The organism is Candidatus Poribacteria bacterium, assembly GCA_021295755.1.
In the GTDB taxonomy this organism is placed as follows: Bacteria; Poribacteria; WGA-4E; order WGA-4E; family PCPOR2b; genus PCPOR2b.
In genome coordinates this window covers 21,251-41,379 of sequence record JAGWBT010000010.1, presented here as the reverse complement: position 1 = coordinate 41,379, position 20,129 = coordinate 21,251, and the positions used below count along the sequence as shown (strand labels likewise).

The following is a 20,129-nucleotide window of genomic DNA, read 5'->3' as shown; positions in this document are numbered from 1 at the left end:
CTGCCTTTAACTCACTCCAGAGATCCGCAGGGATAGGGTGTTCAAATATTTCTACGTTTGATTGAACATGCTCTGGCATAAGACCACCCGGAATCGCTGCGGCGACGATTGGATGCGCTAACGGGAACTGTAATGCGGCTGCCCGTAATGGCACATTGTGTCGATCACAGACCGCTTGGATGTACCGCGTTTTTTCTAGTACCTCAGGGGGTGCCGGGGCATAGGCGTAATAGGCGTTCTCCGTCGCACCTGTCGCCAGAATACCAGAGGCAAATACCGCACCACCGCGTTCCTCGCACTGTGGAAATTCAGCGTCCAAGACATCCTGATCTAACAGCGTATACGGCATCGCAACGATAAAGAAATCGAGGTCCACCATCTCTAAAAAGCGCGGGATAGTTCCCATCTGATTCACACCAGCCCCTATCCCTTTTATCTGTCCACTGGAACGGAGCTCCTCAAGTGCCCGCCAACCGCTGGTGCCGAGCTGCACCATGTGAGCGTTGATCCGTGTATCGTTCACGTGAAACATGTGATCGAGATCGTGGATGAGCAGGAGATCGATAGAGTTCAAGCTGAGTCGCTGGAGACTGTCTTCAAAAGAACGCATAACCCCATCGTAGCTATAGTCAAAATAAAGATCGAAAGGCAGTCCTCCAGCCCACATCCCTTTATCGAAATTATCGGGATCACGTGTCGCCCGCAGCACACGCCCAATTTTTGTAGAAAGCACAAACTCATTGCGCGGTTGTTGGCGCAGAAAATGTCCGAAACGATGCTCACTTTTCCCGTAGCCGTAGAACGGTGCTGTGTCAAAATAGCGCAAGCCGGCATCCCATGCCGCTTGAAGTGTCCCCTGCGCTTGTGTCTCACTGAGAATCTCAAAGAGATCTCCGAGTGGTGCCCCACCGAAACCCAAGTTGGTTAAGGCAACCCCTGTATTTCCCAAGTTGCTTGTTGCTATATTACCCATTAACGTGCCTCCAAACTGAATTGGTATCTGTTGTCAATGAAATGATGGTAAATTCATGTCTTAGATACCAATGATTTTCTCACAATCCCCACCAGATTTCAAGGATTTTTTAATTCAAGTGATTCCTTGCGGGAATGAGATTACAGATCTGCATCAAATCGATAAACCGGCTCCCAACCCAGCATCCTCTCTGTCCGTGCTACATCTCCTTTTTTATAGCCCCCCGGTGTGGAAAATATATAAAAACAATCGTAGCTAATATCCGGCGTCTCTAGGGCACATTTTAGCGCGGACGCAACATCCCGTCTATCAATTGAGCCATAATAGTAGCCATCTACAGGATGACCATCGGTCGTAACCATTTCGTCTGAATCAATAATGCCCCATGGTCGGATACATGCGATGGAGAGATCGTGTTGTTCCTGATAATTTCGGGCGAGTTCTTCCTGCACTAGCTTAGAAAGATCATAAGAGCTAGCAGCTTTGAGTGGATATAAATCATGTGTGAGAAAGGTATCTTCTGGATAGCCGCCATGAACCGCCCCGCTAGAAGTATGGACAAATCGTTGGATCTGGCATACACGGGCAGCTTCAAGGAGATTAAACATACCCCGCACATTAATATCAAAACCCGGACCGTCCATGCTGTAACTGCCATTGGGTGCCATAATCGTATTCACAACCGCATCATGTCCCGCCATTACGGCTTCAAGCGTTGGATAGTCAAGCACATCACCTTGAACGGTGTTATCGTAGTCAACAACCGGACGAATGTCAAAGGCAGTCACTTCATGATCTTGGCTCAAGATATCGACTGCAGCACGTCCGACAAAGCCGGCTGCGCCTGTCAACAGTATTTTCATAGTTGTAATTTCCTCGGTTTATACGCTGAATTATTGATGAGAAGATACAGTGTCTGTTCATATGCTGCATGTTTCAAGTTTGTCTGACACATTATTGTTCAGAACTCTTTAACTTGTCAAGAGGTTCACTAACAAGATTGTGGAAAGGCATAATTTTCCGTTGACGAGACATCAAATCATCCGTACTATAGACACCTTAGACACCTTGAGGGGAAAATTTTGCTATTTGGCGGGGTAGAGGAAGGTAGTGCGCTTACTCTATATGTACGAAACGAAATCCCATGAGTTGATTCTATCAAAAATAAAATCAAAGGAAGCCGAGCAATAATGGAAAACAGCGGGACACGGTTAGCAGGCAAAGTCGCCATTGTCACCGGGGCGGGAAGTCGCACCCCGATAGATGGCGTTGGACGAGCGACATCAATTCTCTTTAGTAGGCAGGGTGCCAAGGTCTTGCTGGTAGACCGAAATCTCGAAAATGCGGAGAAAACCCTTGCTGTTATTGAGGAGGAAGGCGGGGAGGCGTCAATTTTCGTCGGCGATGTCTCCGAAAACGATGACTGTCAAGCGATGGCTGAAGCAGCCGTTGAACGATACGGTGAGTTGCATATTCTATTTAACAGTGCCGCCATCGGCGGGGCGGGGACGGTCGTTGATGTAGATCCAGATGTCTGGGATGATGTAATGGCGGTTAATCTCAAGGGTATGATGCTGGCATCTAAGCACGCCATTCCCAAGATGATTGAGGCAGGTGGTGGCTCGATTATCAATATCGCTTCAATTGATGGACTGCGAGCGAATATCTGGCAGAACATCCCCTACGCTGTATCGAAAGGAGGTGCGGTCTCCTTGACGCACAATATGGCGGTACATCACGGACGGGACAACATTCGGGTTAACTGCATCGCACCGGGACACATTTATGCTCCAATGACGACCACCATTTCCGATGAATTGCGCGATCTCCGCCGTCGGTCAGGTCCTTTGGGAACAGAAGGCACCGCTTGGGACATCGCGTGGGCAGGACTATTCCTCGCTAGCGATGAGTCTCGTTGGATTTCTGGTGTGTTGCTGCCCGTTGATGCGGGTCTGCTTGCAACAACACCGCTGGCGATGTTGTCACGTTTGCAGTGATGGTCGTCTCCTACGAGCGAAGGATTTTAGCAATATGCAGGGAACCAATCAGCTTTTCGATCATCCCAAACCGATCATCGGTGTGGTCCATCTTCCCCCGTTGATCGGCAGTCCCCAATCTACTCAACCCTTCCATGAAATTCGCACCCGCGCACTTTCGGACGCAGCGACGCTAATTGATAATGGAATTGACGGGGTTATCATCGAAAATTATGGGGATGCGCCCTTCTTACCGGATAGCGTCGAGCCTCATACCGTTGCGGTGCTAGCACTCATTGCAGACAAGATTCGCGAGCACCATCCCCAGACACCGATTGGGATCAACGTCCTGCGAAACGACGCAAAATCGGCGATAGCAATCGCGACGGTTACGGACGCAAACTTTATCCGTGTAAATGTGCATACCGGCGCAATGCTTACCGACCAAGGTATTATCCAAGGGAAAGCGCACGAGACCTTGCGCTACCGCTCGCTCCTCAAAAGCGAGGTTAAAATTTTCGCCGATATTGCCGTAAAGCATGCCGTACCACTTGCGCCAATCGATATCCTCGCAAGTGCGGAGGATACGTATCATCGCGGACTTGCGGACGCACTGATCGTTACGGGGGCAGCAACGGGCAAAAGCACCGATCTCGATCAGTTAAAATCTGTGAAATCGACAGTTCCTCAAGCCAGTATTTTCGCTGGCAGCGGTGTGACCGTCGATAACCTCGTCGAAGTTTTGCAGTATGCAGATGGCGTTATTGCCGGCACCTCGATTAAACACGACGGTGTGACAACAAACGCAGTTGACGCAGACCGTGTGCGCGCCCTGATTAAGGCGCGTGAAGGATAGATGCTTCCAGAAACCCAAAACCGGGATCACAATTAGAAGCGAACTTTTCAATCACGCTGCGGATGCATTCATGAGATCAGTGTGGGCAAGATGCCAATCCTCGATATGGTTGAGGAGCACCGCAGAGTTAAGTGTGCCGTCATCTTCGCGACCAACGGTTGCGTGAATCTCGATCCGTTTCTCGCCCCTATGGGTACGGTTGCGGATAAAGGTGTTCCACTCATCGGCTTTTTCCCTGTCAATTTCACTGCCATTCTGTTCTAACACCCACGCCTCAAACTGAGTATAACTGGGCAGATTTTTACGGATGTAAGCGACAGCATCGAGGGGCTCGATTCCTAGCACGCGTAAGACTCGCGGGTCCAGTCCGTTTTCGGTCATGTCCGGATAGTCCGGGTGGAGCTTGCCTTTTGCTTTCAGTAGGATTTTAATCCAAGTTCGAGGCAACTGACAGACCTCCAAAGCGCCGTAATCGATGTTTGCAATCAGTGGTACAACGCGCCCGGTCAGCGCTGCGAAATCGTTATCCAAGTCCCGCTCATAAAAGAGCTGCCAATCCTGTAGATTGTTCAACACCACAGCGGACGTAATGCCGGCATCATCAGGAAGCCCGATGTCATGATACGTCTCTTCGATTTTCGCCGGACGGTGATTGCGAGATCGGAGTTGTTCGTTCCAATCTGCCACCGCCTGTTGATCAATCGTCCCACCCTTTTGCTGGAGAATCCAAGTCTCAAATTCAAGATAGTTCGGCATATTATCTCGCAGGTAGGAGAGCGTTGTCTCTTTGTCCAAATCTAAAAGTTCGAGGACCGACGTGTCAAGCCCGCCGCTGCAATCGGGATATTCTTCGTCAAGCAGTCCCACTCTTCTGAGAGTGACTTTCCACCAGAACCGTGGAAGTTGACAGACGCCTAATAGACCATAGCCAATGTTGCTAATCAGGGGAACCATATTATGCTCCTTGTCTTAATTTGAAGTTAGTAAATTTGTTCCCAACCCTTTTCAATTTTAGGAATTGTTTTGTTCATTTTATCATGATTGTACCGACTGCATCAACCCCAGATTGAGTTTCTATTTAGCCTTGACAATGTGGGGCGTTTGGCATATTCTATATCCGTAGGATTTTTGCAATAAATTCCATAGTATCTAATTTTAGGGAGAACAGAGATGGCAGAAAAAACTTCAACGAGCACCGAGCAGCATCGGGAGATGGCTGCGGAACACGGTTCCGTGCTCGTGGCAATCGTTACCGTCAGCGATACACGCACCCCGGAAACAGATAAGAACGCAGCGTACCTCCGAGAACAACTGGCGTCAGGCGGAAATGAGGTCGTGGGCTATCGCATCATCAAAGATGAACCGGATCAGGTCAAGGAGGTACTGGACGAATTCGCAGCAGGGGACGCGCGCATGATTCTTTTCAATGGCGGCACAGGCATCGCCCCACGTGATACAACCTTCGACGTGCTGAATCAAGCCTTAGAGAAAACCCTGCCCGGCTTTGGTGAACTCTTTCGGCTGTTCAGCTATGACCAAGTCGGAGCAGCAGCGATGCTATCGCGTGCTACCGCCGGCGTGTACCGGGGAAAAGTGGTTATTTCGACACCCGGCTCAACAGCTGCAGTACAGTTAGCGTGGGAAAAACTGATCGGACCGGAGTTACAGCATCTGGCATGGGAGGTCGGACGATAAGAAAATAGGTGCGTTTTGTTACTTCGGCTTCTTTTCCTTTGCCAACCGATGGCAGATATGGCAGCTGCCGACATTGAGATGTGGCATGGTTGGCGATTGCTCGGTCCCACGCAGATGACATTTCAGACAAGCGGCTGGATCTGTGTAAGTCTGATGGTCTGGAATGTCGGAGCGGGCAGGCGCTGCGTTGAAGAACAGGATAATCATTACAATTGTAAAAATAGCGCCGATGACGCTGACAATAATTAACAGCGTTCGGGCACTGGCTTCTTCCGTTGGCACGTTTTAGTCCTTTTAGTTTATCGAAATTAAGATAGGAAAATCGAAAATTGAAATGGAAAATCGAAGTTAGTTACAAACCCGAAACGCCGGATGCTATCGGACAAGGTATTCTTCAGGATATCATTGATCTCGGGCTCGATGGCGTAAAATCCGTGCACACCGTTCAAATCTACTGGATCGAAGGAGACATTAATTCTCATACAATTGAGCGCATCGGTGCGGAACTGCTCGCTGATCCGGTGACGCAGAATTACGTCTATAGCCATTCCGACAATCATACCCCAAGACAAAGTGATAGTTCCGTATGGACCATTGAGGTATGGTTAAAACCGGGGGTAACGGATGCTGTGGGTGATAGTGTTCTCAAGGGACTACACGATATGGGAGTTCCAGATGTCCAAACCGCACAGACAGGACAGAAGTACCGGATACACGGAGACTTAGATCAACCCAAACTTGAAATGATTGCACAACAACTCCTTGCGAACGATGTTATACAAATATTTGAGATCTGGCGAGGTGAATAAGTTCCGTTTGATCATGACCATCGAAGTGTACAGAACAGCTAGTGATAATCGTAACATCATTTCTTGCTTACCAGTGCTTTGGTCTTCCATGTTCCTCGTCTAAACCACCACCACATCAATAAGCCTTGCACAACATTTGATAGGGCGATACCAATCCAGACTCCCTTAAGTCCCACTAAAAAGGAAAGCGAAATCACTAGCGCCAGCCCAATACCGAGTTGACAGATGAATGTCATCACCATCGGGGAAACAGTATCCCCAGCACCGTTGAGCGCACGACCAAATACAATAGAAATTGCGATAAATGCGAAAGTGGCTGATAGGTAGCGGAGGTAAACACTCCCGACAGTGATAACTTCCGTTTGTCCAGTAAATACCCTAATACAAAAATGGGGAAAAAGAAACAGTAGGCTTCCAAGCACAGCCATAAGTACCGTTGCCAATCCACCGGCAAGATTGGCAGATTTTTCTGCCCTGTCAATCTGACCTGCTCCGATATTCTGCCCCACCATGGGCGCGACAGCGTTTGCGAATCCGAAACCCAAGTGCATCACGAGGATGCGGAGGCGCATACAGATAGCGTAGGCAGCCACAGCGTTCGTTCCATAAATCGCCACAACTCGAATAAACCCCAACCGGGAGGCGTGCCTCAAAAATCCTTGCATTGAACTAAAAATTCCGAGGCGCAGGATTTTGCCCATTGCTGATAGATCTACCCGGCGCTTAACGTGCTTCAGCGAGATGACACTACGTCCAATGAAGCAGAGATAAAGGAAAATCACAACCCCACTGCTTCTACCAATCACGCTTGCATAAGCGGATCCTGCAACACCCAGACGCGGAAATTTCCAAATCCCAAATATGAGCAAGGGATCTAGAACAATATTTAAGACCGTTGAAACAATCATGACCACCATCGGTGTTATTGAATCTCCACCCGCTCTGAAAATGGAACCTAACGTCATCGATACGAACATCATGATACCACCGAGCAGTGTGATACGCAAGTAAGGTACACCGAGTCGCACCACTTCTTCCTCTGCTCCGAGTAGCCTCAATCCAAATTCAGCGAGCGGAACGCCTATACACGCAATTACAAGAGGACATGCAATGCTTAAGATGAGCGCCTGCATTGCGATGTTTTCCCCTTGCTCTCTCTGCTGTGCACCGATTGATTGAGAAACCAGAACGACTGTTCCCATCGAGATGCCGAGTGAAAGCACACTAATCAACCGCTGAAGATTTGAGCTCATATCAACGGCAGAAATCGCTTCGGCTCCCAATTTTCCGACGAAAATCATATCAACCACACTGAAAGAATCCTGCAAAATATTGCTGAGGGCAATGGGCCAAGCGAGATGTATAAGATTCTTGAAAATGCTCCCTTGGGTCAGGTCGTACTTCGATTTCTTCATAGATAGCTTTCTTTCCGGTATGTTGATGCGCTTTCGACGACTCCAATCTGCCTTTGTTTAGCGGTTTTCATTGAATACACGAAAATATCCTTCTCTCATTTTCTTAATTGTTATAGTAATCGAACACACATAACTTGGATTAGCACTTGCAAACCAAAACCGATAGATTTACTAATTCATCGGGAAATTTATCAGTTATTTTATTGTGCCACATCTTCACGAAATCCGGCAAGAATTATCTGTTTGGATTTCGGTTGTTAATTTTTAGAAAAAACTATCGAGATTCTGTGAAAAAACTATTGACAGATCACTAATAATCGTTTATTATATTAGCCCCTATCGAACATATTGTATGGTAAAAGAAATTATACACAATATATTGGTGTTCTATGAAATGTCCATACTGCAATGGTTCCAGCATAAGAGTCATCGACAAGCGGGATACTGACGGAGGGACTGCCATCCGTAGACGCCGAGCGTGTCTCCATTGCTCAAAACGGTTTACAACGTATGAGCGGGCTGAAGTGTTGGATCTTTTCATTATTAAGAAAGACCAGCGCCGCGAAGCTTTTGACCGGCAAAAGCTAAAGCGCAATATCATGAAGGCGTGTGAAAAACGCTCGATTAGTCAGGAAACCATTGATCGCTTGATTGGGGATGTCGAACAACAAATTATCAGTATGCGCAAATCCGAAGTCGAAAGTCATATCATCGGTGAGATTGTTATGGATGCTCTCAAAAATTTGGATAGTGTCGCATATATTCGGTTTGCTTCTGTCTACCGTGATTTCAAAGATGCAGCAGATTTTGAAAACGAGCTCCGTCAATTAGCACCTGATGATTAAATTAATGAAACTGATCGTTCAGGAAGAGCGTTGAATTTAGGGGAATTATCAACGAATTACAGGTAAGCGAGTTGCTGAATCCGGCAATTTTTTAGCAATCATAAGAAAGGAACTGCAAGAAAGGAATCAACATGTCCCAAACCAACGATTTTGGTGTTAATCAGGATTCAATAGCCGCCGTGCCATCGGATGAAACTGCTGACATCAAACCCTCTTCTCTTGAAGAAACTGCACAACAACAGGGCTTGAAAATTGATCGACGGTATACCTTGCCCGGTGTGCATCCATTCGATACAATCGAGTGGGAACCTCGAAGTTCGGTGATCTATAATGAAAAAGGCGAGGCAATCTTTGAGAAAAATGAGGTTGAGGTCCCATCGAACTGGTCACAGTTGGCAGCGGATATTGCGGTGTCCAAATATTTCCGTAAAGCGGGTGTGCCTGAAACGGATAGCGAAACAAGCGTTCGTCAACTCGTCCAACGTGTTGCGCATACCATCCGCCATGCCGGCGAAGCTTTTGGTGGCTACTTTGCCACACCGGAGGATGCTGATGCTTTTGAGATGGAACTGACAGACCTGCTCGTGATGCAGCGCGGTGCGTTTAATTCGCCGGTCTGGTTTAATTGTGGACTATATCATCTATATGGAGTTACAGGCGGAACCGGCAACTGGTATTGGGACGTTGAAAAGAGCAGTGTGGTCCAGACGGAGAATAACTACGACCACCCACAATGCAGTGCGTGCTTCATACAGGCTGTTGACGATGACCTGATGTCGATTTTCCAGTTGGTCAAAAATGAGGCGCGTGTCTTTAAGTACGGCTCAGGGACCGGAACGAATTTTTTCAAGATTCGAGGGCGGCAAGAAAAACTCTCCGGCGGTGGGACAAGTAGCGGACTGATGTCTTTTCTTGAGGTTTTTGACCGTGGGGCAGGGGCGACCAAATCTGGAGGGACTACCAGACGCGCGGCCAAGATGGTATGCCTCGATATGGATCACCCGGAAATCGTTGATTTCATCAACTGGAAGGTGAATGAGGAAAAGAAAGTAGCAGCGCTTGTCGCTGCTGGTTATCCCTCTGACTTCAATGGGGAAGCGTATAAGACCGTCTCAGGGCAAAACTCAAATAACTCTGTCCGAATCACGGACGAATTCATGAATGCCTATCTACGCGGTGATAAATGGCATACAACGTTCCGTACAACGGGCGAAATCTGTGAAACATTTGAAGCCAAAGATCTCATGCGTCAAATCTCCGAAGCCGCTTGGGCTTGTGCGGATCCAGGTATGCAGTTTGACACGACGATTAACGACTGGCATACTTGCGCGAATACCGATCGAATTTATAGCAGTAATCCATGTTCAGAATATATGTTCCTTGACGACTCCGCATGTAATCTCGCTTCTATCAATCTACTCAAATTCGTCGATGAAGATGGAAACTTTGATGTCGAAGGGTTCAAGCATGCCTGCCGAATCTTCTTCATCGGTCAGGAAATCCTTGTGGATTTCTCCTCCTATCCAACCGGGCCAATCGCTCAAAACAGCCACGACTATCGACCACTCGGACTGGGATATGCCAATCTGGGAACTTTGCTGATGGTCAACGGTATCCCCTACGACAGCGAAGAAGGATATGCCATCGCCGGTGCGCTTACAGCAATCCTCTGTGGTGAAGCGTATCGGGCATCCGCTGAGATGGCTGCGGTCAAAGGTCCCTTCCCCAGTTTCGATAAGAACCGCGAATCGTTCCGCAGCCTATCGCATTAACCCAGATGTCTGCCCACCTAACCTTTTGAAGGCAGCACAACAGACATGGGATGATGCGGTTGAAATGGGTGAGCGCTACGGCTATCGGAATGCACAAGCAACGGTGCTAGCGCCTACCGGTACCATAGGGCTACTGATGGAATGCGATACGACCGGCGTTGAACCCGAATTTGCGCTTGTGAAATTCAAGAAGTTGGCGGGCGGCGGTTACTTCAAAATTATCAACCAATCGGTACCACGCGCACTGAAAAAGCTCGGTTATACAGACAAAGAGATTGACGACATTGTAACCTATGTGCAAGGTACTTCCTCGCTAATCGGTTCGGCGCATATCAATAATGTCTCACTTAAAGAGAAGGGTTTGACTGACGAAGAGATCGGTCAGATCGAAGCGACGCTATCCTCCGTTTTTGAGCTGGCGCATGCGTTTAACGCCTACACTGTCGGAGAGGAAGGGATGGCGCGTCTCGGATTTGGCCCAGAAAAATATAACGCGCCGGGCTTTGATCTATTGAGTGAATTGGGATTTACACAGCAGCAAATTGAAGAAGCAAGCAAGGTAATTTGTGGTATGATGACCATCGAAGGTGCACCGCATCTGAAAGATGAACACCTACCTGTCTTTGATTGCGCCAACAAATGTGGGAATTACGGTCAGCGTTACATTGAGCCGATGGCGCATGTTCGCATGGTGGCTGCAACGCAGCCATTTCTGAGTGGGTCGATATCCAAAACCATCAACATGCCCCACGAAACAACGGTTGAAGAGGTCGAGAACCTTTACGTTGAGGCATGGAAACTGGGATTGAAGGCGGTAGCGCTCTATCGGGATGGATCGAAACTGTCGCAACCTCTCAGCACCACCAGAGCGGAAGTGGAGGAAGAGGAACAGGAAACGCGCCCCATCCGCCGTCGTCTGCCCAATGAACGCGATTCAATCACCCACAAATTCAGTGTTGCGGGTCACGAAGGTTACATTACCGTTGGATTTTATGAAGATGGCAGCCCCGGCGAGGTGTTCCTCAAGATGTCGAAGGAAGGCTCTGTTATTTCTGGATTGATGGATACGATCGCGACAATGACCTCAATCTCGTTACAATACGGTGTTCCGATGGAATCACTGGTCAGCAAGTTCAGTCACGTCGGATTTGAGCCTGCGGGATTTACCAACAATAAGGATATCCCAATAGCAAAGTCAATCATCGACTATGTATTCCGCTGGCTAGGACTGAAATTCGTGCCCCAAAGCGAAGTGCTTGCCGAGGGAGACGGAAGCCTTGGCGATCAGCTTACCCAGCCACAGCAGCTGCACCCTTATGGAGATGACATCAATCAGGAGGAAAGCGCCCAAAGACTAGAAGCGCGCGAAAAACGCGTCGCAGCGATGCAGTCAGATGCCCCTCCCTGTCATGATTGCGGGACAATCATGGTGCGGAACGGCACCTGTTATCGCTGTTTGAATTGCGGTGCGACGAGTGGATGTTCGTAGGGTTGAAGTATGAGGCAGATAAATCCGACAATCAGAAGCATCGTTGAAGAAGCGTGTAAAAAAGAAACTAACAAGTATGGGTATGGTATTTGGAGTCATCACATTACACTTGTTGTGAAGTACGGCAAGCTACTGGCAAAAAAGTTGGAAGCCGATCCAGAGATTGTCCAAATTGCTGCCTTGTTACACGACTATGCCGGTATCAAGGAAGAATCCCTTACCTCAGAACATCATCTTCACAGTGCTCAAGAGGCGGATAACATCTTAAGATCTCTCGGCTATCCTGAAGATGCGATAATCGCTGTCAAGCAGTGCATTGTTTCTCATCGGGGAAGTATCAATATAGAGAAACAAACAGCAGAAGCAGTTTGCCTTGCCAGTGCCGATGCCATAGCTCACATTGATCAAATTCCATCTTTGTTTTACCTAGTTTTTGTTCAACATCAGATGGAAATTGATGAGGGAACAGCTTGGGTAAGGGCAAAATTAGAACGAAGTTGGAATAAATTATGCCCTGAAGGCAAGGAAATGATTAAGGAAAAATACGAAGCCATCCAGAAGATTGTACAATAAGTGCATTTACCGGTCGGAGAACAACAACGTAAATCAACATCTTCACCTATTTTGCCTCCGAGTCTCAAGTTGGAGAAATAACGTTCAACCCTGCTGTTGTTCAACTACCCATAGATCAGGCCTAGAAGATTAAAGCCAATCATTCCCGCCACAATCAAAACGATAAACGCAAAACAGAAGCGGATCGAATCGCCCTGTATTCTCTGATTCGCGATTACCCCTACCTGTGCACAGATTGTAGATCCAATCAGCAAAAACGCAACCAGCCATAAGTCAACATTACCCCGCATTGCATGGGTAACAGTCCCATAAGCAGCAGAAAAAAATACGATAAGCGAAGTCGTGCCAACTGCCGCATGCGTCTCGACGCCATATCCGTAGATTAGTAGCGGCACGAAGAGGATACCGCCGCCAATCCCGAGCAATCCTGTGAAAATACCGATGACGAGTGCTGAATAAACAATTGCCGGGAGCGAGATTTGCCGAACATCGCTGATGGGAAAGGAAACGTAAGGTGGGATGGGTAGGTCTCGAAGCAAGCTGAACGACTGTTTGTGACCGCTTTTTCTTCTGTGAATCAGTGATTCGATGAGAATCAATCCTGAAACGGTGATAAGCACCCCAAAGAAGAGCCATTGCAAGTAATACTGAAGCGCTGGCATTGATTGCTTCCCGACACTGATCTCTCCCAGTTTATCCAGCCAGTCGAGCAGATATACCCCAATCTCGATACCGACAAAATTACCTCCCACAATCATCAATGCCAGTTTTGCATCTATATTGCCGAACTTCCAATACCGCAATACAGCAGAGAAAGTGGTGCCAGCTGTCCGAGAAAGCGTACTTCCGATGCAAATTGGGAAGGGAATGCCGAATAGGATATTGAGAATCGGGGTGATTAGCGGACCCCCGCCGATCCCGAAGAAACCTGATAGGAAACCGCTGATGCACCCTAAAGCAATCAACCCCAAGATATTAACAGGTATGCCACTGATATCGACGTTCATCTAGCGTTATAATTTCAAATGTGATAATCAATTTTAGGGTTGTGGGGAGTTGAACGGCCAGTACGACGTTCGAGAAAGGTAAAAATCCAGTTAATGAGTGCCCCCCAAGCTATAGGAAAGAGTAAACAGATTAGAACGTTGAAAATACCTTTCATGCACGACTCCAATTCGATGGAACATCAAAATCTGCTCGTACCACACGGCAGAAGTTTTTGACTCTCCCAAGTTCCCTCCGTATCCGTCCTATCTCTTCCATGTCTTGAGAGCTCCAGACCTCTATCGGTAGGTGTATTGGGGATTTATGCCGTCGAATACTCGCACATCCAAGTATAGAGGAAAGCTGCGCTATTGTAAAGGGAAAAATTGATCGAATTCTTTTTGCTTGCATTTCCCATAGGGGTGTGCTACAATCACCAACGTTTTAGCAATTTCCAAAGCAGGTCCCGATTTAGTAAAAAGCACCTCAATGGAGTCCTCTTTTTCGTCATCGAAGAGATTCTGAAAGGTTTGAAAGTGACTGCTAATTTTTCTGTTTGATTCAGGTGTGTAAAATGTTCGTCGGTTTGGATGCCGATGCTTACCCCCTAGGAAGGCTTCAAGGGTAAACGACACGAAGGGGACCTACAGAGGAACTAGGTAAAAACCACATCAGAGCCAGTTCATACAAACAAAAACTTTACAGACCTGCTTAATTACATATTTCTGAGATGTTTTTGGTTAACCTGACATCGTAAGGAGTTTTTTTGATGAAGGAATATCAGACGAAACAGATTCGGAATATCGGTATTATTGGGCATTCGAGCACAGGGAAGACTTCACTCATCGAAGCGATACTCTATAATGGGGGCGCAATTGAGCGAATCGGACAAGTTGATAGTGGGAATTCAGTTTCAGATTATGCCCCAGATGAAATTGAACGCAAGATGACAATTAACTGTTCTGTATGTGTCGCCGAGTGGAAAGGGTACAAGTTAAATATTATTGATACGCCCGGTGTCGAAGATTTACATGGAGATCTCGAGAGTGTACTCCGCGTGGTAGATGCCGTTATTGTGGTGATTGACGCAACAACCGGCGTCGAAGGCGGTACGGAGAAGGTATGGGAAGCGGCTGATAGATATGAGCTTCCACGGATGATCTTTATCAACAAGATGGATAAAGAGAACGCCAGTTTTGAAAACGCCCTTGCGAGCGTTGATGAGATTCTTGAAACCCGAACGGCTGTGACGCAGATCCCAATTGGTAAGGAAGCTGACTTTAAAGGCATCGTCGATCTCATACAGATAGGGGCGTTCACCGAACCACCAGATAATAAGCCTTTGCTAAAGTCAGAGGCTCCTGCCGAACTTGAAGCGCAGGCAGAAGAGATGCGAGAACAGCTTGTTGAGGTCGCAGCGGAAAGCGATGATGAGTTGATTGAAAAGTTCTTTGAAGGTGAGCTCACCGATGAAGATATTGGGGCTGGCCTTCGTACAGGATTATGTGCCAATCAATTTGTACCTGTACTCTGTGGTGATGCCCTGCGAAATATCGGCGTCCAACCGTTGATGGACACGATCACGAACTGCTGCCCATCTCCGGTAGATGCCAGACCGGTTACAGGAATTGACGGTGAAACAACCTATGAAGCATCCCCAGATTCGCCGCTGTCGGCGTTGGTTTTTAAGACATTAGCAGATCCCTTCGCAGGTAGACTCAGTTTCTTCCGTGTTTATTCTGGTATCTTCAATGGTGATTCTCAGGTCTACAACGCGACGAAAGGTGAGAATGAACGAATCGGCAAACTCGCGTTCATGAATGGGAAAACCTCTATTGACACCCCCCAAGTCTCCGCTGGCGATATCGGAGTCGTGTCTAAACTGACGCTTGCGCAAACGAACGACACATTTTGCGACGTAGGCAGTGCGTTCCAACTTCCCGGGGCCGAATTCCCTAAACCTGTTATCTCATTTGCCATCATGCCTGCACGAGAAGGGGACGACGAGAAGCTGAGTACAACCCTTTCCCGGATGATGGAAGAGGACCCATCATTCCAGATTGAGCGGAATAGTACAACGAAACAGCTGCTAGCTTCCGGGCTTGGCGAGATACACCTCGCGGTCATACGCAACCGTATGCGAGATAAGTTTGGTATTGAAACCGAGACCGAAATGCCAAAGGTCTCCTATCAGGAGACAATTCGTGGCAGGGCAAGTGGTGTCCAAGGTCGGTATAAACGTCAGTCTGGTGGACGCGGGCAGTTTGGTGAGGTTTGGATAAACCTTTCCCCACTTGAACGCGGTTCCGGCTTTGAGTTTGTCAACAAGGTTGTGGGTGGCTCGATCCCGCGTAATTACATCCCCGCAGTCGAGAAAGGTATCCGTGAGACAATGGCTCAAGGTCTAATCGCCGGGTATCCCTTCGTTGATGCTCAGGTAGAGCTTTACGACGGTAAGCACCACCCTGTTGATTCCTCGGATATGGCTTTTCAGATTGCTGGCTCTTTTGCGTTTCGAGAGGCGGCAAATGAATCCAGGCCCGTGCTGCTTGAACCAATCATGGACGTTACAATCTCCGTTCCGGAACAGTTCATGGGGGACATTATCGGCGACCTCAATAGCAAACGCGGTCGAATCATGGGGGTTGAGCAGGCAGGCAAACGTCAGGTAATCCAAGCAACTGTACCGTTAGCGGAAATGTTCCGATATTCGATCGATCTTAAATCGATTACGAGTGCGCGGGGCAGCTTCACGATGGAGTTCTCACGTTACGAGGAGATGCCCGATGAACTCGCCCAAAAGGTGATTGCCGAAGCAAAATCGGAAACAGAAGAGTAAACGGTACTATACTTTTTGGCTTATATTAAGGGACCGTGCAATAGAAACCGAGTTTTTGCCAAAGACTCGGTTTTTATTCGTCCATCGCACTTTCTTTTAATGTGAGCCTATTTTTTTGCTTTTTTTAGGAGAAGTTTAGGGGAATGGTGGAGGCGGAGCAGATGTTTGCGGTGTGGGTAAAACGTGATTGTGCAAGATTTTCACGTTTCACGCTGCGATCTCATTACCAAACTTTGCTGAAACAACCTTTGACAAGCCTGCTTGTTCCATCGTCACACCGTACATGACATCAGAGATTTCCATCGTCCGCTTATTGTGGGTAATGATAATAAACTGTGTCTGTTGGGCGTATTTCTGAATAAGGTTTGTGAAGCGGAGCACGTTCGCTTCGTCGAGTGCGGCGTCAACTTCATCCAAAACGCAGAACGGGCTCGGTTTAATCTTGAACACGGCAAAGAGCAGAGCAATGGCAACAAGCGACCGCTCGCCGCCGGAGAGTTGTGTGATACTCTGCGGTCGCTTACCCGGTGGACAAGCGATGATATCAATCCCCGCTTCTAATACATCAGATTCGTCTGTCAAACGCAACTCCGTCTCCCCACCGCCAAAAAGTTCCTCGAACACCTCTTGAAAGTTAGTCCGTATCTGCTCAAATGCTTTGAGGAACGTCTCACGCGAAGTCCGGTTAATCTTCTGGATTGCTTGATTGACTGATTCGAGCGACTTCTCTAGGTCTTCACGTTGAGTAACAAGGAAATCTTCGCGCTGCTTGTGCTCTTCATACTCTTCAATTGCTACAAGATTAACAGCTCCCATTCCGTCGATCTCGGTTTTCAACGTGTCAATCTGTCCCATCAATTCAAGATCGTCAACCGGATTATCCTCAATCTCGACTTGGTCGATTGTGATTTGGTACTTATCTAGAATTCGAGCGGAGATTGCTTTCAATTGCATCTCTAGCTGGGTTGTCGTGACCTCTAGGTGATGCCGCAGGCGATTACGCTTATCGAATTCTCTCCTCGCTTTGCGCACTAGCTTCTGTGCTTCTGCTATCTGTTCGATTAAGCCTACATGTTCCTCCTCTAGCCGCCTAACATTTTCCTCAGCCTCGAATTTTTCCTGCTCTATCTGGAGGAATTTGCGTTGCGCTTTGTCAATTTGTGAAGAGAGTTCCTGGCGGATCTGGTCGTCAGAATCGATAACCGCTTGATGCTCACCGATACTGTCGCGAACCTGTGCCTGACTTCTTTCAAGATTCAGGAGCTCGGAATTCAGGCTCTGCAATTTTTCCCGTTTCCCTGCCAAGGCGATTTCAAGTTCTTGACAGGACTCGATGACTTCCTCACGTTTGTTCTTTTCGCTCTGAATCTGTTCTGACAGTCGCTCGATGCGTCGTTGTAGCGTGCGACGCGCCTTGGCTGCTTCCTCTAATTCAGATTGAAGTGTCGCCTGATCTGCTTTCGCTTTTTCTGTTTCCTGATGGAGGCTTGTCTCCTCCTGCTCTACATCGTTCAACTGTTCCTCAAGCTGACTGATTTGCCGCTGTCCCTGTTCCAGAACTTTTGACAAACTCGCATGCTCAATCTGATGTGCTTGCCCCTGCGTGATGAAGGTTTGTCGGGTCTGTTGCAGTTCCGCTAACTTGCCGGCGAGCTTTTTGCTTCTGGTATCTTTTTCGTTAAGCCGGCTTGTCAGCTGACTAATACGTTCCTGTAGGCTTTCTAGCTCCCTTGAGCGACTCAAGAGTCCACTGGTTGAACTGGTATTATGCCCACCCGTAACCGCACCAGAAGTATTGATTAATTCTCCCTCCAACGTGACGAGGCGTGCATTATGACGGGAGCTCCGTGTCAGTTGTATAGCTATATCGAGGTTTTCGACTACGACCGTATTTCCCAGCAGTTGCTGAACCGCAACCTCATATTTTGAATCATAGTCTAGAAGTTCAGCTGCGAGACCAATTACACCAGGCTTACCTAGCAAGCTATCACCGTTAAATGGCCGAGTCCGCAGAATATCCAAGGGCAAGAATGTCACCCGGCCTGCTTTCGTCTGCTTGAGGTACTCAATCCCGGACTGAGCATCTTCAGCCGTTTCTGTAACGATGTTTTGGATCGCGCTCCCCAATGCCACTTCGATTGCTAACTCGTAGTCCGGTTCGGTTCGGATGAGTTCCGCGATGACGCCACAAATGCTGCCAAAGCGTTCTGGTTCTGTTTCGCGGACTTTCAGGATCGCACGAACACCTGTGTAGTAACCTTCATGGGTGGCTTGCAGATCCTTTAAGGACTTGAACCGCGAAGCGCTAGTACCGAGTGAATCCTGCATCCCTCGCATCTCTGAATCTAGCTTGCGGAGTTCCGTCTGATAACGTTGGATCTCTTCCTCAGCTTTTTGCCGGTCAGTCTCAAGCCGAATTAGGTCAGCATTAAGCTGCTGTTCGCGTCGTTGTGCTTTTGTATAACTCTCTTTTTCCGTTTCCAGTTCAGCACCTAAGACGTTTGAGCGTTCTGTAATTCGATCCAGATTGGCAGCTGAATACTCTAGCTTGTGATTGATCGACGCAAGTTGTGTTTCTAGTTGTAAAACTTGATTCGTGGTTTCAAGCAAATTTTCTTGCGCTGTCTTCACGGCGTTTTCAGCTTCCGTCACCCGAGTGTCGAATTCGATCAAAACCTTCCGCCGCGCGGTCAACTTGCTTTCCTCCAACTGAAGTGAAACATCAACCTGCCTGTGTTCCTTTTCGCGTTCTGCCTTCTGTGTCTCTAGTTCTGCCGACTGTTTTTCCAATGATTCGATTGCCTGAAGTGCCCGTTGACGTTGCTGCTGAATATTGAGCTGTCGTTCCTTATAAACTGCAATTTGCCCCTCTGTTTGTTCGACCTCACTTGAGAATCGGCTCACAACCCCTTGTCCCTCGCGAATTAAGTTATCTAACTCGGCTCGACGTGCTGTTGCATCCTCGATTTGCTGTTCAGTGGAATCGATCTGCTCATTGGCTTCTGTCACAGCAAGCATCAGTTCATCTAAATTGAGTTGTGTTTGAGTCAATTCTTTGACAAATCGCCCGTGCTCCCGACGGCTGAGATCTAATTCGAGATTTTTCAGTTGACTGTGGAGTTGTTGATAACGCTTGGCTTGCGCAGCTTGCTGCTTGAGCGATTCAGTTTCCTGCTGCACCGTGTGGATCACATCATTAATCCGGACAAGATTCTGCTCAGTTGCTTCTAGCTTCCTAAGTGCGGCTTTTTTACGATGCTTGTATTTGGTGATGCCTGCAACCTCATCAAACAGGAAGCGGCGCTCTTCGGGACGAGTATTGAGGATGAGGTCAATCTTGCTCTGCTCCATGACAGAATAGGCATCGACGCCGATTCCTGTATCCATAAAGAGTTCGGTAATATCTCGTAGCAGACATGGAGCGTCATTAATGAAATAGCCACTTTCACCGCTACGTGTCAGTTGACGGCGAACTGCAATCTCCGGAGATTCGAGCGCAAGTTTTCCCTCAACGTTAGTGAAATGGAGGGAGGCTTGTGCCCGTTGTGCTGGTTTAAAGTTCGATCCGCCGTTGAAAAGGAGATCTTGCATATTGGCGCAACGCAGCGCGCGAGGACTCTGTTGGCCCAAGACCCAACGAATTGCGTCTGACACATTGCTCTTGCCACAGCCGTTGGGACCGACAATGGTTGTAATCCCCGGCTCCAATATTAACTCCACATCTTCGGCGAAACTCTTAAAACCGCTGATTTTAATTTGATTAATATGCAACGGATATTCCTCCTCCGATAGACAATTCGCAAGTTACATTTTTATTAACGTAAGTTAACCGATAAAGTTTCGGTGTTACGCTAGAAAAGTCCGTTGCAAGTTGATGGAATATACCCATGTCAACTAATTACT

The 20,129-nt window shown here is 47.9% G+C and carries 14 protein-coding genes and 1 pseudogene; 8 read left to right on the top strand and 7 right to left on the bottom strand.

Annotated features, from left to right (window positions below):
* Positions 1 to 973: aldo/keto reductase (locus J4G02_02540; protein ID MCE2393473.1), on the bottom strand; the 973-nt coding region annotated here is incomplete at its 3' end.
* Positions 974 to 1,113: 140 nt separating this feature from the next.
* Entirely contained in the window at positions 1,114 to 1,836 is a 723-nt protein-coding gene (locus J4G02_02535) for an NAD(P)-dependent oxidoreductase (protein ID MCE2393472.1), read from the bottom strand.
* Positions 1,837 to 2,163: 327 nt separating this feature from the next.
* Between J4G02_02535 and J4G02_02530 the strand changes: the two genes are divergently transcribed.
* Both J4G02_02530 and J4G02_02525 read left to right on the top strand, forming a co-directional pair.
* A complete protein-coding gene (locus J4G02_02530; GenBank protein ID MCE2393471.1) occupies positions 2,164 to 2,970 on the top strand; it encodes an SDR family oxidoreductase in 807 nt (268 codons plus the stop codon).
* Between the two features lie 34 nt (positions 2,971 to 3,004).
* Positions 3,005 to 3,805, top strand: coding sequence for a BtpA/SgcQ family protein (locus J4G02_02525; protein ID MCE2393470.1), 801 nt, complete (start codon positions 3,005 to 3,007; stop codon positions 3,803 to 3,805).
* Between the two features lie 51 nt (positions 3,806 to 3,856).
* On the opposite strand, the gene J4G02_02520 is transcribed toward J4G02_02525, so the two are convergent.
* On the bottom strand, positions 3,857 to 4,759 hold the full coding sequence (locus tag J4G02_02520) for a hypothetical protein (GenBank protein ID MCE2393469.1): 903 nt from the start codon (positions 4,757 to 4,759) through the stop codon (positions 3,857 to 3,859).
* A gap of 216 nt (positions 4,760 to 4,975) precedes the next feature.
* On the opposite strand from J4G02_02520, the gene J4G02_02515 reads away from it, so the two are divergent.
* The gene (locus tag J4G02_02515; GenBank protein MCE2393468.1) at positions 4,976 to 5,500 is read left to right on the top strand and encodes a molybdenum cofactor biosynthesis protein MoaB; all 525 of its coding nucleotides are present in this window, start codon (positions 4,976 to 4,978) and stop codon (positions 5,498 to 5,500) included.
* An 18-nt stretch (positions 5,501 to 5,518) separates the two neighbouring features.
* On the opposite strand, the gene J4G02_02510 is transcribed toward J4G02_02515, so the two are convergent.
* Entirely contained in the window at positions 5,519 to 5,782 is a 264-nt protein-coding gene (locus J4G02_02510) for a hypothetical protein (protein MCE2393467.1), read from the bottom strand.
* A 47-nt stretch (positions 5,783 to 5,829) separates the two neighbouring features.
* Here J4G02_02510 and J4G02_02505 point away from each other — a divergent pair, with 47 nt between their 5' ends.
* Positions 5,830 to 6,309, top strand: a complete 480-nt coding sequence (locus J4G02_02505; GenBank protein MCE2393466.1) for a phosphoribosylformylglycinamidine synthase subunit PurS — start codon at positions 5,830 to 5,832, stop codon at positions 6,307 to 6,309.
* Positions 6,310 to 6,365: 56 nt separating this feature from the next.
* Here the strand turns inward: J4G02_02505 and J4G02_02500 are convergent, their stop codons facing one another.
* Complete coding sequence (locus J4G02_02500) at positions 6,366 to 7,724, bottom strand: MATE family efflux transporter (GenBank protein MCE2393465.1); 1,359 nt, start codon at positions 7,722 to 7,724, stop codon at positions 6,366 to 6,368.
* A 389-nt stretch (positions 7,725 to 8,113) separates the two neighbouring features.
* Between J4G02_02500 and nrdR the strand changes: the two genes are divergently transcribed.
* From nrdR to J4G02_02485, 3 genes and pseudogenes are all read left to right on the top strand, one after another.
* Positions 8,114 to 8,569 (top strand): transcriptional regulator NrdR, encoded by a 456-nt coding sequence (gene nrdR, locus J4G02_02495; protein ID MCE2393464.1) that lies wholly within the window; start codon positions 8,114 to 8,116, stop codon positions 8,567 to 8,569.
* A gap of 131 nt (positions 8,570 to 8,700) precedes the next feature.
* Positions 8,701 to 11,830, top strand: a pseudogene (locus J4G02_02490) (vitamin B12-dependent ribonucleotide reductase).
* Positions 11,831 to 11,839: 9 nt separating this feature from the next.
* Positions 11,840 to 12,403 (top strand): HD domain-containing protein, encoded by a 564-nt coding sequence (locus J4G02_02485; GenBank protein ID MCE2393463.1) that lies wholly within the window; start codon positions 11,840 to 11,842, stop codon positions 12,401 to 12,403.
* Positions 12,404 to 12,507: 104 nt separating this feature from the next.
* Here the strand turns inward: J4G02_02485 and J4G02_02480 are convergent, their stop codons facing one another.
* Entirely contained in the window at positions 12,508 to 13,410 is a 903-nt protein-coding gene (locus J4G02_02480; GenBank protein ID MCE2393462.1) for a sulfite exporter TauE/SafE family protein, read from the bottom strand.
* Between the two features lie 746 nt (positions 13,411 to 14,156).
* Here J4G02_02480 and fusA point away from each other — a divergent pair.
* Entirely contained in the window at positions 14,157 to 16,226 is a 2,070-nt protein-coding gene (gene fusA, locus J4G02_02475) for an elongation factor G (GenBank protein ID MCE2393461.1), read from the top strand.
* Positions 16,227 to 16,433: 207 nt separating this feature from the next.
* Here fusA and smc read toward each other — a convergent pair whose 3' ends face one another.
* The gene (gene smc, locus J4G02_02470) at positions 16,434 to 19,997 is read right to left on the bottom strand and encodes a chromosome segregation protein SMC (protein MCE2393460.1); all 3,564 of its coding nucleotides are present in this window, start codon (positions 19,995 to 19,997) and stop codon (positions 16,434 to 16,436) included.
* Positions 19,998 to 20,129: the final 132 nt, after the last annotated feature.